The organism is Cupriavidus sp. 05N38 (genome assembly GCF_056397345.1).
The window spans coordinates 1-16,448 of sequence record NZ_JBFTNF010000084.1 but is presented as its reverse complement, the minus strand read 5'-3'; the positions used below and the strand labels follow the sequence as shown (position 1 = coordinate 16,448).

The window sequence follows — 16,448 nt, the reverse complement described above, 5'->3', positions numbered from 1 at the left end:
GCGATGCCGCCGCCCTGGCGGCAAACATCGCCAGGGCCTGCCGCCGGTTAGCGCAGGGCTGCGGCTGATCAGGCATTTTTCGCGCGCGCAAAGGCGCGCGTAGCCGCAATGTCTGACCCCCCCTCGTTCTTCCTCGCGGACTCCATCCGCTTAATTAGTTGACATTTAAACTATCTAAGCCTAAATTAAATACGCGCCCCGCAAGAACGGATGGACGAAGGAGCGGAAGCTCGAGGAGACCTGGTCATGAAGATCGTTTGCATCGGTGGCGGCCCCGCCGGCCTGTACTTCGCGCTGCTCATGAAGCAGCAGAATCCGCGGCACGACATCGTCGTGGTGGAACGCAACAAGCCCTATGACACGTTCGGCTGGGGCGTGGTGTTCTCGGATGCCACCATGGAGAACATGCGCCGCTGGGATCCGGTCACGGCCGGCGCGATCCAGCAGGCCTTCAATCACTGGGACGACATCGAGCTGGAGTTCAAGGGCGAGGTGATCCGCTCCGGCGGCCACGGCTTCGTGGGCATCGGCCGCAAGAAGCTGCTCAATATCCTGCAGGCGCGTTGCGAGCAGTTGGGCGTCGAGCTGGTGTTCGAGACGGAAGCGGCTTCCGATGCCGACTATGCCGACGCCGACCTCGTCATCGCCAGCGACGGCATCAATTCCCGGATCCGCGAGAAGCACGCCGCGGTCTTCAGGCCCGACGTGGCGGTGCGCCCCAACCGCTATATCTGGCTGGGCACGCACAAGCTCTACGATGCCTTCACCTTCCTGTTCGAGAAGACCGAGCACGGCTGGTTCCAGGCCCATGTCTACAAGTTCGACGACAAGACCACCACCTTCATCGTCGAATGCCCCGAGCATGTCTGGCTGGCGCACGGCCTGGACAAGGCCGACCAGGACCAGTCGATCGCCTTCTGCGAGACGCTGTTCGCCAACAACCTGCAAGGCGCGAAGCTGATGACCAACGCGCGTCACCTGCGCGGCTCGGCCTGGCTGAATTTCCAGCGCGTGGTGTGCGAACAGTGGTGGCTGCGCAACGCACAGGGCAGCCACGTGGTGCTGATGGGCGAYGCCGTGCACACCGCGCACTTCGCCATCGGCTCGGGCACCAAGCTCGCCATCGAGGATGCGATCGAGCTGACCCGCCAGTTCCAGCTGCTGGGCGACAGCCCCGAGCACATCGAGCAAGTGCTCACGCGCTACCAGGAGGCGCGACGCATCGAGACGCTGCGCCTGCAGAACGCGGCGTGGAACGCCATGGAGTGGTTCGAGGTCTGCGGCGAACGCTATTGCGACCAGTTCGAGGCGCCGCAGTTCATGTATTCCATGCTCACGCGCAGCCAGCGCATCAGCCACGAGAACCTGCGCCTGCGCGACAAGCAGTGGCTCGAAGGCTACGAGCGCTGGCTCGCGCAGCGCGCCGGCGTGCCGGCCGCGCACGACGCGGTGCCGCCGCCGCCGATGTTCACGCCATACACCGTGCGCGGCGTCACGCTCAAGAACCGCATCGTGGTCTCGCCGATGGCGCAGTACTCGGCGGTCGACGGCGTGCCCGGCGACTATCACCTGGTGCATCTCGGCGCGCGGGCCATGGGCGGCGCCGGACTGGTGTTCGCCGAGATGACCTGCGTCAGCGCCGAAGGCCGCATCACGCCGGGATGCCCCGGCATGTACGAGCCGGAACACCAGGCCGCGTGGCAGCGCATCGTGGACTGGATCCACGCCAACACGGATGCGAAGTTCGCCATGCAGATCGGGCACGCCGGTGCCAAGGCATCGACCCGCCTGGCCTGGGAGGGCATCGACCAGCCGCTGGCATCCGGCAACTGGCCGGTCATCTCCGCCTCGCCGCAGCAGTACCTGGCAGGCGTGAGCCAGACCGCGCGCGAAATGACCCGGCACGACATGAACGAGGTCAGGGCCGGGTTCGTCAACGCCGCCAGGGCCGCGGCGGAGATCGGCGTGGACTGGCTCGAGCTGCATTGCGCGCACGGCTACCTGCTGTCGAGCTTTATCTCGCCGCTGACCAATCATCGCACCGACGAATACGGCGGCGGCCTGGCCAACCGCCTGCGCTACCCGCTGGAAGTATTCGCGGCGGTCCGCGCCGCATGGCCCGCGAACAAGCCGATGTCGGTGCGTATTTCCGCGCATGACTGGGTCGAAGGCGGCATCACGCCCGACGACGCGGTCGAGATCGCCAGGGCCTTCAAGGCGGCTGGCGCCGACATGATCGACTGCTCGTCGGGCCAGGTCAGCAAGAAGGAGAAGCCGGTCTACGGGCGCATGTTCCAGACGCCGTTCGCCGACCGCATCCGCCAGGAAGCCGGCATCCCGACCATTGCGGTGGGCGCCATCAGCGAAGCCGACCATGCCAACAGCATCCTCGCCGCCGGCCGCGCCGACCTGTGCGCGGTGGCCCGTCCGCACCTGGCCAACCCGGCCTGGACGCTGACCGAGGCAGCGAAGATCGGCTACACGCCGGTCGCCTGGCCGCAGCAATACCGTTCGGCCAAGGGCCAGATGGAGGCCATCTTCGCGCGCGAGAAAGCCGTCGCCGCGAACTGACCACAGAGGCTGGCGCAAGGCCATTCACATAGCACCCCAGGAGACAGCGGCATGGCCGAAAGCGCTCACGTCGATACCTTTGCCCGCGACAACCTGCCGCCGGCCGCACTGCAGCCGGCATACCTGTTCGCGCTGCCCGAATTGCAGTTCGGGCAGCGCCTGAACTGCGCCACGGAATTGCTCGACCGGCATATCGAACAGGGCCGGGGAGAGCGCGTCTGCATCCGCGCGCCCGGGCTTGCCTGGACCTATGCCGACCTGCAGGAGAAGGCCAACCGCATCGCCAATGTGCTGGTCGGCGACRTGGGCCTGGTGCCGGGCAACCGCGTGCTGCTACGCGCGCCCAACAACCCCATGCTGGTGGCTTGCTGGTTCGCCGTGATGAAGGCGGGCGCCATCGCCGTGGCTACCATGCCGCTGTTGCGCGCCAAGGAACTGAAGGCCATCGTCGAGATCGGCAAGGTCACGCACGCGCTGTGCGACGCCGCGCTGGCAGGGGAGTTGCGCCTGACCGCGCTCGAGGCGCCTTCGCTACGTCAGATGCGCCATTTCAACCATGGCGGGCCCGACAGCCTCGAGGCCGCCATGGAGCGCGCCTCGCCGCGCTTCGACAACGTGGACACGGCGGCCGAGGACACCTGCATCTTCGGCTTTACCTCGGGCACCACCGGCGTGCCCAAGGCCACCATGCACTACCACCGCGACGTCATGGCCATCTGGGCCTGCTGGCCGCGTCACGTGCTGCGGGCCACCGAAGACGATGTATTCATCGGCAGCCCGCCGCTGGCATTCACCTTCGGGCTGGGCGGACTGGTCTTGTTTCCGATGTCGGTCGGCGCTTCCACCGTGCTGCTCGAGAAGGCCAGCCCGCCGCAACTGCTCGATGGCATCAAGGACTTCGGCGCCACGGTGCTGTTCACCGCGCCCACGTCCTACCGCACGCTGGCCGCGCGCAGCGTCGAGGTGCGCCGCACGCGCCTGCGCAAGTGCGTATCGGCCGGCGAGGTTCTGCCCGCGGCCACGCGCGCATTGTGGAAGGACGCCACCGGCATCGAGCTGATCGACGGCATCGGTGCGACCGAGATGCTGCACATCTTCATTTCGCACGACGAGGCCGATGCGCGTCCTGGCGCCACCGGCAGGCCGGTGCCCGGCTACCGCGCCCGGGTGGTGGACGCACAGGGCAGGGAAGTGCCGCCGGGCACCGTGGGCCGCCTTGCCGTGCAAGGCCCGACCGGCTGCCGCTACCTGGCCGACGCGCGCCAGGCCTCCTACGTGCAGGACGGCTGGAACGTCACGGGCGATGCCTACCTGATGGATGCCGATGGCTACTTCTTCTACCAGGCGCGCACCGACGACATGATCATCTCCTCCGGCTACAACATCGCCGCGCCCGAGGTGGAGGACGCGCTGATCCTGCATCCGTCGGTGGCCGAGTGCGCGGTGATCGGGGTGCCCGACGACGAACGCGGCCAGATCGTCAAGGCCTTCGTCGTGCTGCGCCCCGGGCAGGACGGCGACGAGGCGATGGTCAGGACGCTGCAGGACTTCGTCAAGCAGACCGTCGCGCCATACAAGTACCCGCGCGCCGTCGAATTCACCGACAGGCTGCCGCGCACCCAGACCGGCAAGCTGCAGCGCTTCAAGCTGCACGAGCCACGGTGAACCCGTCCGCGCTGCCGGCAATGGCCGGCGGGGCGGATGCAATGATCAAACGAACGGAGCCATTGATATGCAAGTCCTTCTTCCTCCCGGCTGGCCGCGCCCGCGCGGCTATGCCAACGGCGTGTCCGCCCGCGGGCGTTCGGTATTCGTGGCCGGCATGATCGGCTGGGACGCCGATGGCGTCTTCCATACCGACGACCTCGCCGGCCAGGTACGCCAGGCGCTGCAGAACATCGTCGAGGTGCTGGAGGCCGGCGACGCCAGGCCCGAGCACATCGTGCGCATGACCTGGTACGTGACCGACAAGCGCGCATACATCGCGGCCTATGCGGAGATCGGCAAGGCTTTCCGCGAGATCATCGGCAGCTTCAACGCCGCCATGACCGCGGTGGAAGTCTCGGCGCTGATCGAGGACCGCGCCAAGGTGGAGATCGAGGTCACCGCGGTGGTGCCGGACTGAGGCGGCCCTGGTATCGCCTGGCTGCCGTGTGCGTGCGGTTCACCTGATCAGGGTGGCGCTCGAGGCGCAGGGAAGCCGCGTCACGCGGCTGATGGCGGGTGGCGAGGCCCGGCTCAGGCGCAAGCTGATGGTTGAGGCCTGGCGCCATGCCCGACGCGAGCGGGCCTGTCTTGCCGTGGCCGGCGCCGGGACACTCAATGCCGGGCGGGGCCGTAAGGCGGGCTCGCGGACGAAAGTTCGTGCAGCACTTGCTGGTGCAGGATATCGAGCGAGTCGGTTTCGGCGTGGAAGAGGAAGGCGCCGTCAGGCAGGCGCGAGACAAGGCGGAAGGACGCGGCCGCGCCGAAGACGGCGATATGGAGGCGGTCGCTGACGACAACCACGCCCGGCATGCCCGGCTCGTCGGTGTCCGACAGGCACGGAATGCCCAGCCGCTCGAGCTGGCGGCGGATATAGTGCGCGCTGACGATGCCTTTCATGCAAGCGCTCCTCTGGGGCGGCAAGGGACGTCTGCGATCATCGGAAAGCCACGCGCGTGGCGCAAGAGTGGAAATACTCAATGCCTGGCAGGTCGGGCGTGCGCGGCCGGGGGCGGCGGATTTGCTTCGACACCGACACCGCCGGCGCTGTCGTGCATCGGGCTGCACTTGTCCGGGGTGCGGCCGAGTCACTTCGAAGGCCCGGCGCTTTTTAGAGGATAGCCTCTAAATCCGTGTCGCCCCGGATTACCCGCCAATCGTTCCCCCCTTAGGATGGGTCTTCTTGTGTGATTCGGAGTACGTCGATGGTTTGGGAGGAGCAGGTGGTATTTGTCCTGGACGACGACGAGACGATGCTGTGGCTATACCGGGAGTTGCTGCGCAAGCCGGGTCTCAGCATTCGCACCTTTGCGTCGGCGCAGGACTTTCTGGGTGCTTACAGGCCCGGGCCAAGCGAGTGTCTTATCTGCGATCTGCGCATGCCGGAGATCGGTGGCCTCGATGTGCAAAGACGGCTGTCGGAGACCGGCATCAGCTTGCCGATCATTTTTGTCTCGGGCCACGCCGAGATCCCGTCGGTGGTGCAGGCCATGAAGGTCGGGGCCTTCGATTTCCTGGAGAAGCCCGTCGACGGCGAACGCCTGGTGGCGGTGGTCTCGGAAGCGCTGAAACACAGCAAATCCCTGCATGCTTCGCGCATCGCGATGGCCAGGCGGCACGCCAGGCTTGCACTGCTGTCGCGGCGCGAGCGCGAGGTAGCCGAACTGGTGGCGGCAGGCAAATCGAGCCGGACCATATCCGAGGACATGGGCCTGAGCGTGCGCACCGTGGAGAACCACAGGGCGCGCCTGACGGAGAAGCTCGAGATCGGCTCGGTTGCCGAACTGGTCAGGCTGCTGCACGCCGCGGCCTAGGGCGCGTCCCCTGGCGCGCCGGACGCAGTGCCCGAGGTGGCCGGCGTATGCCGCGCGGGCCTGTGGCGTCGCGGCTCTTCATCGCCGTTGCCCCGCGGGGCAACGGCCGTCAGAGCTTCCTGATGGTCCTGAGCTCGCTCTGGCGAAACACGCCCTGCACCGTGATCCACGGGAAACGTATGCCACTGCGCGTATCCTCGAAGGCGATATACGGCGTTTCGTCATCGAACATGCAGACGAATACCCGGGTGCCTTCCTTGTCGTGCCGGACCTCATAGCGGGCGCCGTGCTCAAGCTGGAAGACGATGTCGCCCTGGCGCAGCAGCTTCGACATGGGCGACATTGCCCGCTGGTCGCCGTGGGGGTGCTTGGCTCTGTGCTGGTCGTCGATGGTGCGCTGAAGCCAGTCGTCATAGCCGCACGAGGTGTTTCCCTTGGCGACGGCGAGGAGCCACTCGTCGATACGCCTGCGGTGGCGATCGCGGTTTCCCTCGTCGGCTCCGCAATCTGAATACCTGTTGTTGGCCGTGCCGATACCCTGACTCACTGTTTTCCGCATCCCGTTTTCTGCATCCCTGCATCCCTGCATACGTGCGTCCGGTTATCCCGGCTTCGCATTCGGCCTCGGCGCGCATGGCTGCGCCGAGGCGCACCCTCTTGCTCTCGTGCGGGGGCAAATATGGCGGTTGCGGGGCCGGTGGAAAAGAGTATTAGTACTCACCGCGCACGGCCGGCCCGGTGCCCGGGCGCACTGCAGGTCGCTTTGGCGATCCGGAGGCCACCTCGCGCAGGGGCTTCGGCGGCCTAGGTACTTTTACTCTTGTGACAGGGGTCCATCTCCCCGAAAATGCCGCCCGGCGGCAAATTGCGATGCAACGGCCCGAGGTGACCTTGTATCCGCCCGCCGTCTTCCTGGCGCTTCGCAACCCGTTGCGCCGCCTGCCCGCAGCGCGATCCGCCTGCGGTGCCCGCCATCCCGGCTGCGCCATGTTCCCGCCACGCAGTTGCCCACTTGCCTCACAGAAAGCCATGATGGTTCTTGCGCGCGCGCTGCAGTCGGTCCGGAGAGTCTTCAGCAGGCAAGCCAGCTCCATCGTGGTGACGACCGCGATTGCCATCGGCCTGCTGATCCTGCTCTGCATCCACGTGCTCGGCCTGCTGCAGGACGAGGTCAGGGAGCAGGCTTCGATGTACCGGCGCTCCTCGATGGAGGCCGTTGTCAGGATGACGGATTCCCTGCTGGAAGACAGCGCGGACCGGGTCCGGACCATCGTCGAGGCGCAGTACCTCATCCACCTGGCGAAGCACGTCATGCGGGCACGTGGCGACATCTCCACGCGAGCCGAGTTCGACGCCTGGATCACCGCCATCTACCGAAGCCGCGGTTTCGAGGGATATAGCCTGATCTCGCCCGACCGGATCATTGTCGCGGCGAGCAGCACTTCGTACATATCGGAGCCTGTCGCCACCTCCGCCGCGCGCATTGCGGTCGAACGCGCAATGGCCTCGGGCTTCGGCGTCACGGCGCCGATCCCGGCGCCCTTGCCGATCGATGTCAACGGCACCGAGCGCCCTCGGGGAACCCTGTTCCAGCTGGTCTGCTCCGCGGTACGCGATGAAGGCGAACTGATTGCCGTCCTGTGCCTTCGCATGAACCCGGGTCTGAGGCTGTTCGAGATCCTGCGTTCGGGGTGGGGGGGCAAGACCGGTAACGCCTACGTGATCGATGCCGAGGGCCGCCTGCTGTCCCCGAGCCGCCTTGCCGGCGAAGTGCGGATCCCCGAGGCAGCCGGGCGGGGTGCGCCCTATGGGCTGTGGGCGCGCGTGCCGCAGCGCGTGCAGCCGAAGCAGCGGCCGCTAGGCAGCGATGGCACCACCGGGCTGACGAGCGTGGCATCGCACCTGCTCGAGAACAGGCGGGCCACGACGCCGGTGCTTGACCACTACACCGACATGCGCGGGCGCAGCGTGGTCGGCATGGGCCATTGGCTGCCGGGCTTGGACATGGGCATCATCGTCGAGCAGGATGCCGCGGAGGCCTATCAGTTCTATGATCTGGCGAGGCGCGCGATCATTGGCCTGACGACCATCTCGGTCGGCCTGATCGTCGCCCTGACCGCGGTGCACTGGCGCAGCCGGCGCAGCGCCGCCGAAAACGACGAGCGATGGCTGGCATTCCGCAAGCATGTGCCGGTCGGCTTTTCCTGCGCCACGACCGACGGGACCGTCATCATGGCAAACCGCGCCTATGGCGATGCCATTGGCGCGGACGCGGAAGCGCTGGTCGGCAAGAATGCCTGGGAGGCCGTGGCGAACCCCGTCTCCGCGGAAATCATCCGCTCGACGCATCATCTCGTACTGGCGTCCGGGCAGGCACAGGATCAGGTGCATGTCCTGAAGCGCGCGCGCGGCGAGGAACGGATCTATCACCTGGTCAAGTTTCCCGTGCTGGCGGGGGACAACAGCCGGGTCGCGGGCATTGGGGCGGTGGTGACCGACATCACGGAATCGGAGGGGAACCGGCGCGCGCTGGAGGCGCTGACGATCAACCTCGAGCAGAAGATCAGGGAGCGCACGCAGGAGCTCGACACGGCCAGGGAAGTGGCCGAAGGCGCCGCGCGGGCGAAGGCGCAGTTCCTGGCCAATATGAGCCATGAAATCCGCACCCCGCTCAACGGCATCATTGGCATGACCCACCTTGCCCAGCGGGCCCGGGACAGCCGGCGGCTGGAGCACTATCTCGGCAGGATCGCAACCTCCGGCAGGCATCTGCTCGGCGTGGTGAACGACGTGCTGGATTTCTCCAAGATCGAGGCCGGCAAGCTCACGCCGCAGTCGTGCGCGTTCGAGCTGTCGCAGACGATCGAGCATGTCGCCGGCCTGTTCCTGGAGCGGGCGACGTCGAAGAACATCGTGATCACGGTGGACATACAGGACACCGTGCCGGAGTATCTGACGGGCGACGCGCTGCGCATCGGCCAGATACTGATCAACTTTGTCGGCAATGCGGTCAAGTTCACCGATCACGGGCGGGTGACCATCAGGGTCCGCGCCAGGTACCTTAGCCGTGCCGAGGTGCGGCTGTTGTTCGAAGTCCAGGACTCCGGCCTCGGCATCGAGCCGCACGCGCTTGCGTCGCTCTTCACGCCCTTCCACCAGCTGGACGGGACGACCGCGCGGCGCTTCGACGGCGCCGGGCTGGGCCTGGCGATCTCGAAGAGCCTGGCCACCATGATGGGTGGCACCGTCTTCGTGGAGAGCGAGCCGGGCATGGGCAGTACGTTCTCGCTCGACATGCTGGTCGCGCGCCAGGATCGCGGCGCCGGGGCCGACAATTGCGCCGCCGCGTTCGCCAGGGGATGGAGCAGGCTTCATGGCAGCCACGCGCGCGCCCAGCCGCCGGAGCCCGCGCGCAGCCAGGGCGGTGCCGCCCGGCACGTGGCCGAGATGCCGGCAGGGCAGGCCGATGGCCCCGGCCGCGCGCAGGACGGCGAGCTGGCAGCTTCCCCGCGATGGCAGGGCAAGCGGGTCCTGGTGGTGGAGGACAACGAAATCAACCAGGAGGTCGTCAAGGAATTGCTCGAGGCGGCCGGCATCGCCGTGGTGGTGGCCAGGGACGGCGAGGCCGGATTGTCCGCCGTGGCCGCGGCGCAGTTCGACCTCGTGCTGATGGACATCCACCTGCCCAAGCTGGACGGCTTCGAGGTGACCAGGCTGCTGCGCGCGGATGCCAGGTACGCCGCCATTCCGATCCTGGCATTCACCGCGAACGCAACACAGGAAGACCGCGAGCGTTGCCTGCGCAGCGGCATGAACGACCATATCGCCAAGCCGGTGGATCCCAGGCTGCTGGACACGATGCTGGGGCGCTGGCTATCCGCCGGCCCGGGCGCGCCGCCGGCCTTGGGAGATGCAGTCAGGGCGGGTCACAGCCGGACGGACGAAGACGTCATCCAGTCGCTGCGCGGGATCGACGGCCTTTCGGTCGAGACGGGTTTGCGCCATGTGATGGGCAGGCGGCAGCTTTACCTGCGCCTGCTGGAGCGCACGCTCGCCGCACGCCATGACGCCGCATGGCGCCTGAAGGCCTGCGCCATCCAGGGCCAGGCCGAGGAAGCCATCCTGCTGGCCCATAGCCTGAAATCCGTCCTGGCGACCATCGGCGCAGGCGGGCTCGCAAGCCGTTGCGCAGCAATCGAGAAGGGCATCCAGGGCAACTGCATCGACGCCGCGCAGCTTGCCTCGTTCGATTCTGACTATGGCGCGCTGATGGCTTCGATCCGCGGGTGCTTGCCGGCGGTATCCTGAAGCCGCGGCCTGAGTAGAACTACTCTTTGCGCACATGGGGCGGATTCGGACAATTGGGACGCGGCAACGCCGGCCCGATGTCCCGGACCGGCAGGAGGTGCTTGCCTCCTTTCCCCCGGATGTCTCGAACTCGCTCTCGCGCCGGTGCCGATGGAAGCGGCCTGGCGCAGAGTGGCCACCACGGACCAGCGCAGTTGACCGACGACCCTATGAACGCCGCTTCATTGCCCGTTTCGTTGCCCGCCACATCGGCCACATCGGCCACGTCACAGCGCTTTCCGGCGCCCGCCGCCCAGTCCGCCCTGCCGAGCGTGCTGCTGGTCGACGACACGCCGGAGAACATCCTCATCATTTCCTCGTTGCTGGAGGACCTGTACGAGATACGCGCGGTCGCCAGCGGCGAGGCCGCGCTGGAGGCCGCCCGCGCCGGCACGCCCGACATCGTCCTGCTGGACGTGGTCATGCCAGGCATGAACGGCTACCAGGCTTGCAGCCACCTCGCCTCGGACCCGGCGACCGCGGACGTGCCGGTCATCCTGCTGACCGCATCGCCCGAGAGCGAAGGCGAATCCAGAGGCTTCGAAGCCGGTGCCGTCGACTACATCGTCAAGCCGGTGAACCCGCGCGTGCTCAGGGCGAGGGTGGCGACCCATCTTTCGCTGCGCCTTGCCAACCGCCGGCTGCGCGAGCACGCCTCCAGCCTGCAAGCCGAACTGTACCGGCGCGCGCAGGCGCTGACGCTGGCGCAGGACGCGACCATCTTCGCGCTCTCCTCGCTGGTCGAGGCGCGCGACAACGAGACCGGCGGGCATATCCATCGCACGCAGCACTACGTCAAGACGATCGCCAGGACCTTGCAAGGCACGGCGGAATTCCGGGATCGCCTGACGCCAGAGATCATCGACCTCCTCTTCAAATCGGCGCCCTTGCATGATGTGGGGAAGATCGGCATAGACGACCGCATCCTGCGCAAGCCGGGACGATTGACACCGGAAGAGTTCGACATCATGAAGCAGCACACCACCATCGGCTGCGCCGCCATCGTCGAGGCCGAGAAGCATTTCGGCGCAGACGACTCCTTCCTGCGCATCGCCCGCGAGATAGCCCGGTCGCATCATGAGAGATGGAACGGCAAGGGCTATCCGGATGGCCTGTCCGGCGACGACATACCGCTCTCGGCGCGCATCATGGCGATCGCCGATGTCTATGACGCGCTGATCAGCGAACGCGTCTACAAGAAGGCGCTGTCGCACGATGTGGCAATGCAGATGGTTACGGAGCAACGCGGGCAGCATTTCGATCCGCGCATCGTCGATGCATTTGTCCGGGCCGAGCAGGAGATCCGCGCGATTGCGTTGCGCTATGCCGATGCCGATGCCGATGTGGATGTGGATGCGGAAGCCGCGCACGGCGCAGGCACATTGGCGCCAGGCTTTTCCTGACGCATCCGCCTTCGTCCCGCGGGCGCGCGATTGAGTAGACTTACTCTTCCACCGAACGCGCATCGCCGCGAGAATTGCACCGCGAATCCGGTTCGGTGGCCGACGGGCCCAGATGCCTGCACAGATTCTCCCGAATCCGGATCCGGCGGCTTCGCATTGACCGCGAAAGCAAGAGTGGACGACGCCTGGCCAGGCGCAAACGGCGAGCATGGAAATGAAAGCGGGGGGTGTCAGCTTCCATGCGATGCGATCGATGTCCGCAGGTTCGAGGGAGGCCCACGCGTGTGGGCCTCTTTTTTTCGCGCAGCGGCGCGGTGAGGCAGGGCAGGCACGTGCCGCAGAAAAAAACGAGTCCGCGCGGCGGACTCAATCCTCTTCCTCCCCGTCATCCTCTTACCGGGCTTCTCCTCCTCCTCCCTGCAGTCAAGTGCTCGTGTCGAATGAGCAGACTGAGTGTATCGGCGGCATGCCGCGGCGGCAGCTAGGGAAAGCCATCAGGCGCGCCTGCGTATTCCTACTCTTGCGCGCTGCGGTGGCGAGTCGGGGATGACTACCAAGAAGGTCGCTGCATGCATCCCTTCAAATTCGCGTCAGGCCTCTCTCGCGGCGCGTCAGCTCTCGGGCTACGTGTCGCTGATGTGTCGCCTGGGCGTCGGCTGTGGACCGAACTGAGCGATCGTCCTGCGCGTCTATGCGCCAGCAGATTCGCCGAAGAGTTCCTGCGTGACCGACCGCAGCCAGCGATTGCCGGGGTCGTCATGCTGACAGCGGTGCCAGTGCTGCTTGAGATCGAAAGCGGGAATCGGAAACGGCGGCTCCAGGACCTGTACATCCGCGATGCGCGCGAACAACTCGCCTACCGGCAGCGGTACCGTGACGACGAGATCGGTCGACGCGATCACGAGCGGAATGCTGAGGAAGTGCGGGGAACGCAGTAGCTCGCGCCGCACGATGCCGTGCTGGCGCAGATATGCCTCGACGATCTCCTGACTCCGGCTTTCGCTCTGAATCACCGCATGAGACAGCGTCCGGAACTGTCCTGCCGTTATGCGCCCCTGTGTAATCGGGTGGTCCATGCGCGCCAGGCACACGAACCCGTGCCGGAACAGGCGCTGTTGGAACACGTCCGAACCGCCGAGGTCCGGATAGTAGCCGATGGCCAAATCGATCCTGCCGCGTTCGAGCTGATCCATGATGTCCGTGTGCCGTGCCGATACCGTATGCACGTCCACATGCGGCGCCTCTTTCGTAAGCCGCGCTAGCAGTCGCGGCAAGAAAGCCGCTTCGCCCACGTCCGACAGGGCCAGCGTAAAGGTCCTGCGCGCCTGCGCCGGCTCGAAGTGCGGCGCCGTCAACAGGTGCTCCCGCACCTGCGATAACACGCCCTGCACGACAGGCGCCAGCGCCACGGCGCGCGGCGACGGCTGCATGCCCGTACGGACCTTCAGGAACAGGGGATCCCCGAGCTGGTCGCGCATCCGCTGCAACGCGTGCGACATGGCCGGCTGGCTCACGCCAATCTCCTCGGCCGCCCTGCCCAGGTGCCCGTGCCGCCACAGCGCATCAAACACGCGCAGCAGGTTCATATCGAAATCATTCGCCTCGTTCATGACCGTCATTCCCATCATTGGATTGCCGAATGATAGGCAAGGAACGAGACTTCCGTCATCCGGATTGGCCCGCAGCGCGGCAAGGCCGGCCGGAGCAGGACTCAACCACAGAACAAATCGCGCATCCAAGGAGACACATGTACCCGCCCCCTATCAGCATTGCGTCGATCATCGACGCACGGCCCCTTGGCGCCTACCGGCTTCGCATCTTTATCGTCTGCTTCCTCATCGTGCTGATGGATGGCTTCGATACCCAGGCGATCGGCTTTGCGGCCAAGGCCATGTCTTCCTCGCTCGACATTCCCATTGCGGTATTCGGGCAGGTCTTTTCCGCGGGCCTGCTGGGCGCCATGGTTGGCGCCTTCCTGCTCGGCCCGCTGGCTGACCGTTTTGGCCGCCGCTGGCTGCTGGCGGCGGCAATCCTGATCTTCTCGGCATTCTCCTTGCTCACGCCGCACGCGCCCTCGCTGCCGGGGCTGCTACTGGTCCGGTTTCTCGCTGGCCTGGGCCTTGGCGGCGCGATTCCGAACCTGCTCGCGCTGTCTGCCGAATACACCCCGCGGCCGATGCGCGGCATGATGACCGGCGTGCTCTATGCCGGCTTTCCGCTGGGTGGTGCCGTGGGCGCGCTCGTCAGTTCGCACATCGTGCCGCACTACGGCTGGCCGCCACTGTTCTATCTCGGTGGCGTGCTGCCGCTGGGCCTTGCGCTGCTGGTCATCGCGAGCCTGCCCGAATCGCTGCCGTTCCTGCTCCGGCGCAAGGACGGCCAGGATGCAGTGCGCGCCATCGTCGCGCGCATGGCTGGCCGCCCGTCGGCGTCCGATCGCCATGTCACCTATGTCGATGCCGAGGAACGCGTGCGTGGCTTGCCATTCCGGCGGCTGCTTTCGGGGGGGCGGCTCGTTCCCACGCTGCTGCTCTGGGCCAGCTTCTTCATGTGCTTCGTGCTGTTGATCGTGCTCGTACTGTGGACGCCTGCGCTGCTGCGCGGCGAGGGCATCGGTGAACACGATGCCGCGCTCGTGGTCGCCTTGATCAATCTCGGCAGCGTAGCGGGCACCGCCGCTGGCGGCCGCCTCGTGGACCGCTTCGGTCCATACCTGACGCTGCCGCTGCTGTTCATGCTCGGTGCGCTCAGCGTGTCGTCGCTCGGCTATGCCACGCAATCGCTGACTTCGCTTGCGATCGCCGCCACCCTGTGCGGCATCTTCATGGGCGCCGGCAGTTCCGGGCTGCTGAGCCTGGCCGTGCTGAGCTACCCGAGCGGGATGCGCGCCACCGGCGTGGGCTGGGCCATGGCGCTTGGCCGCATGGGCCAGGTTAGCGGACCGCTCATCGTCGGCGCTTTGCTCGCGAGCGGCTTCAGCATCAAGGCCATCTTCCTGTGCAGCGCCGTGCCGGCCGCCATCGCCGCCGCCGCGATCGTCGTGCTGCGAGTAGTGTGCGCCGCGCCGGAGGAGGGCGCCGCGTTGCCTGCGGCGCTGGACGTTCAATAGCCCCCTTTCATTCATCGCAGTCGTTGTAGGCGACATCGGTCACGAATCATCGTGGCAAGTGTCGCCCGGAGAAACTAGGAGTGTCATGCGTAATACCACTCAGTCAGCCCCGGTGCTCGTAGTCGGTGGCGGCATCGGAGGCCTTGCGGCGGCGCTCGCGCTCTCGCGCGAGGGCTGTCATGTCAAGGTGCTGGAGCAGGCCAGCGCCATCGGCGAAATCGGCGCTGGCGTGCAGTTCGGCCCCAATGCCTTCGCCGCCTTTGACGCGCTTGGCGTAGGCGAGCGCACGCGCAGCCACGCCGTCTACACCGATCACATGATGATGATCGATGCGATCGACGGCAAAGCCGTTGCCGATATCCCCGTTGGCGAAGCCTTTCGCAAGCGCTTCGGCAATCCGTATGCAGTCACGCACCGTGCCGACGTCCACAATTCGCTGCTCGAGGGTGTGCGCGAGACAGACCGGATTGAGTTTGTCACCGCCACGCGCATCGTCGAGGTCAGGCAGTCAGGGGACGGCGTTACCGCATTCGACGAACAGGGCAACAGCTACCAGGGATGCGCCCTGATTGGCGCCGACGGCGTGAAGTCCGCCATCCGCGAACAACTGGTCGGCGATCCACCGCGCGTATCGGGGCACGTGGTGTACCGCGCGGTTATCGATGCCGAGCATTTTCCGCGTGACATGCAATGGAATGCACCGGTGCTCTGGGTTGGGCCGAACTGCCACGTCGTGCATTACCCGGTCCGCGCCGGCGAGCAGTACAACCTCGTGGTGACGTTCCACAGCCGCCAGCAGGAAACCTGGGGCGTCAGCGATGGCAGCAGGGAGGAGGTGCTTTCGTACTTCCAGGRCATCGATGCCCGTCCGCACAGCCTGCTCTGCCTGCCGCCGACCTGGCGGCGCTGGGCCACGGCAGACCGCGAGCCTATCGGCCAATGGACGCACGGCCGCATCACGCTGCTCGGCGATGCCGCGCATCCGCTGCTGCAGTACCTCGCGCAGGGTGCATGCATGGCTGTGGAAGACGCCGTCACACTCGGTGCCGCCGTACGCGCGTGCGACGGCGATCTGGTGCGCGCCTTTGCGCTGTATCAGGACGCCCGCATCACCCGCACCGCTCGCGTCGTGCTGTCCACCCGCGAGTTCGGCCGCCTGTGCCACGCATCCGGCGTGGAGCGCCTGGTGCGCAATTCCCTGTGGAAAAGCCGCTCGCCGGAGCGCTTCTACGACGCGCTGGAGTGGCTCTACGGCTGGAAGGCCGAGACGTGCCTGTCCGTATGACGGGGGCCTTGCGCATCCCCCGTATCGCCCCCGAAACCTGACCTTGCAGGTCCCAATCCTGGAGTCCCACATGACCTTTGTAATTCCGCCCATTCCTGCCGTTACGATTCCCGTGGTTGGCGGCAACGACCAGTTTCCCGTTCGCCGCATCTACTGTGTTGGCCGCAACTACGCCGCGCACGTGCGCGAGATGGGCATGGACCCGAGCCGGGAGC

Annotated in this window: 11 protein-coding genes and 1 pseudogene; 9 read left to right on the top strand and 3 right to left on the bottom strand. The window is 66.4% G+C overall.

Annotation, left to right across the window (positions count from 1 at the left end):
* Positions 1-246 precede the first annotated feature (246 nt).
* From AC1DK4_RS36085 to AC1DK4_RS36075, 3 genes are all read left to right on the top strand, one after another.
* Positions 247-2,571, top strand: coding sequence for a bifunctional salicylyl-CoA 5-hydroxylase/oxidoreductase (locus tag AC1DK4_RS36085; RefSeq protein ID WP_441622816.1), 2,325 nt, complete (start codon positions 247-249; stop codon positions 2,569-2,571).
* A gap of 51 nt (positions 2,572-2,622) precedes the next feature.
* Positions 2,623-4,236, top strand: a complete 1,614-nt coding sequence (locus tag AC1DK4_RS36080) for an AMP-binding protein (RefSeq protein ID WP_477132121.1) — start codon at positions 2,623-2,625, stop codon at positions 4,234-4,236.
* A gap of 67 nt (positions 4,237-4,303) precedes the next feature.
* Entirely contained in the window at positions 4,304-4,696 is a 393-nt protein-coding gene (locus tag AC1DK4_RS36075) for a RidA family protein (RefSeq protein ID WP_441622812.1), read from the top strand.
* Positions 4,697-4,890: 194 nt separating this feature from the next.
* On the opposite strand, the gene AC1DK4_RS36070 is transcribed toward AC1DK4_RS36075, so the two are convergent.
* Positions 4,891-5,175, bottom strand: a complete 285-nt coding sequence (locus tag AC1DK4_RS36070; protein ID WP_441622810.1) for a hypothetical protein — start codon at positions 5,173-5,175, stop codon at positions 4,891-4,893.
* A 305-nt stretch (positions 5,176-5,480) separates the two neighbouring features.
* Between AC1DK4_RS36070 and AC1DK4_RS36065 the strand changes: the two genes are divergently transcribed.
* Positions 5,481-6,089: a response regulator transcription factor gene (locus AC1DK4_RS36065; RefSeq protein WP_441622808.1), complete on the top strand. Its 609-nt coding sequence runs from the start codon at positions 5,481-5,483 to the stop codon at positions 6,087-6,089.
* 109 nt (positions 6,090-6,198) lie between these two features.
* Here AC1DK4_RS36065 and AC1DK4_RS36060 read toward each other — a convergent pair whose 3' ends face one another.
* Positions 6,199-6,636: a hypothetical protein gene (locus AC1DK4_RS36060; protein WP_441622806.1), complete on the bottom strand. Its 438-nt coding sequence runs from the start codon at positions 6,634-6,636 to the stop codon at positions 6,199-6,201.
* A gap of 482 nt (positions 6,637-7,118) precedes the next feature.
* Between AC1DK4_RS36060 and AC1DK4_RS36055 the strand changes: the two genes are divergently transcribed.
* Positions 7,119-10,397, top strand: a complete 3,279-nt coding sequence (locus AC1DK4_RS36055; RefSeq protein WP_441622804.1) for a response regulator — start codon at positions 7,119-7,121, stop codon at positions 10,395-10,397.
* Positions 10,398-10,591: 194 nt separating this feature from the next.
* A complete protein-coding gene (locus tag AC1DK4_RS36050; protein ID WP_441622802.1) occupies positions 10,592-11,839 on the top strand; it encodes an HD-GYP domain-containing protein in 1,248 nt (415 codons plus the stop codon).
* A 689-nt stretch (positions 11,840-12,528) separates the two neighbouring features.
* Here the strand turns inward: AC1DK4_RS36050 and AC1DK4_RS36045 are convergent.
* On the bottom strand, positions 12,529-13,449 hold the full coding sequence (locus AC1DK4_RS36045; RefSeq protein WP_441622800.1) for a LysR family transcriptional regulator: 921 nt from the start codon (positions 13,447-13,449) through the stop codon (positions 12,529-12,531).
* A 137-nt stretch (positions 13,450-13,586) separates the two neighbouring features.
* Between AC1DK4_RS36045 and AC1DK4_RS36040 the strand changes: the two genes are divergently transcribed.
* The 3 genes and pseudogenes from AC1DK4_RS36040 to AC1DK4_RS36030 all read left to right on the top strand — a co-directional run.
* Entirely contained in the window at positions 13,587-14,948 is a 1,362-nt protein-coding gene (locus tag AC1DK4_RS36040; RefSeq protein ID WP_441622798.1) for an MFS transporter, read from the top strand.
* Positions 14,949-15,033: 85 nt separating this feature from the next.
* The gene (locus AC1DK4_RS36035) at positions 15,034-16,233 is read left to right on the top strand and encodes a 3-hydroxybenzoate 6-monooxygenase (protein WP_477132120.1); all 1,200 of its coding nucleotides are present in this window, start codon (positions 15,034-15,036) and stop codon (positions 16,231-16,233) included.
* Between the two features lie 70 nt (positions 16,234-16,303).
* Positions 16,304-16,448 (top strand): annotated as a pseudogene (locus AC1DK4_RS36030) (fumarylacetoacetate hydrolase family protein); the annotation flags it as partial.

Excerpts from the sequence above, each read along its gene's own strand:
- AC1DK4_RS36045 (WP_441622800.1), bottom strand. The coding sequence starts at position 13,449 with ATGAACGAGGCGAATGATTTCGATATGAACCTGCTGCGCGTGTTTGAT.
- AC1DK4_RS36065 (WP_441622808.1), top strand. The coding sequence starts at position 5,481 with ATGGTTTGGGAGGAGCAGGTGGTATTTGTCCTGGACGACGACGAGACG.
- AC1DK4_RS36070 (WP_441622810.1), bottom strand. The coding sequence starts at position 5,175 with ATGAAAGGCATCGTCAGCGCGCACTATATCCGCCGCCAGCTCGAGCGG.
- AC1DK4_RS36055 (WP_441622804.1), top strand. The coding sequence starts at position 7,119 with ATGATGGTTCTTGCGCGCGCGCTGCAGTCGGTCCGGAGAGTCTTCAGC.
- AC1DK4_RS36075 (WP_441622812.1), top strand. The coding sequence starts at position 4,304 with ATGCAAGTCCTTCTTCCTCCCGGCTGGCCGCGCCCGCGCGGCTATGCC.
- AC1DK4_RS36040 (WP_441622798.1), top strand. The coding sequence starts at position 13,587 with ATGTACCCGCCCCCTATCAGCATTGCGTCGATCATCGACGCACGGCCC.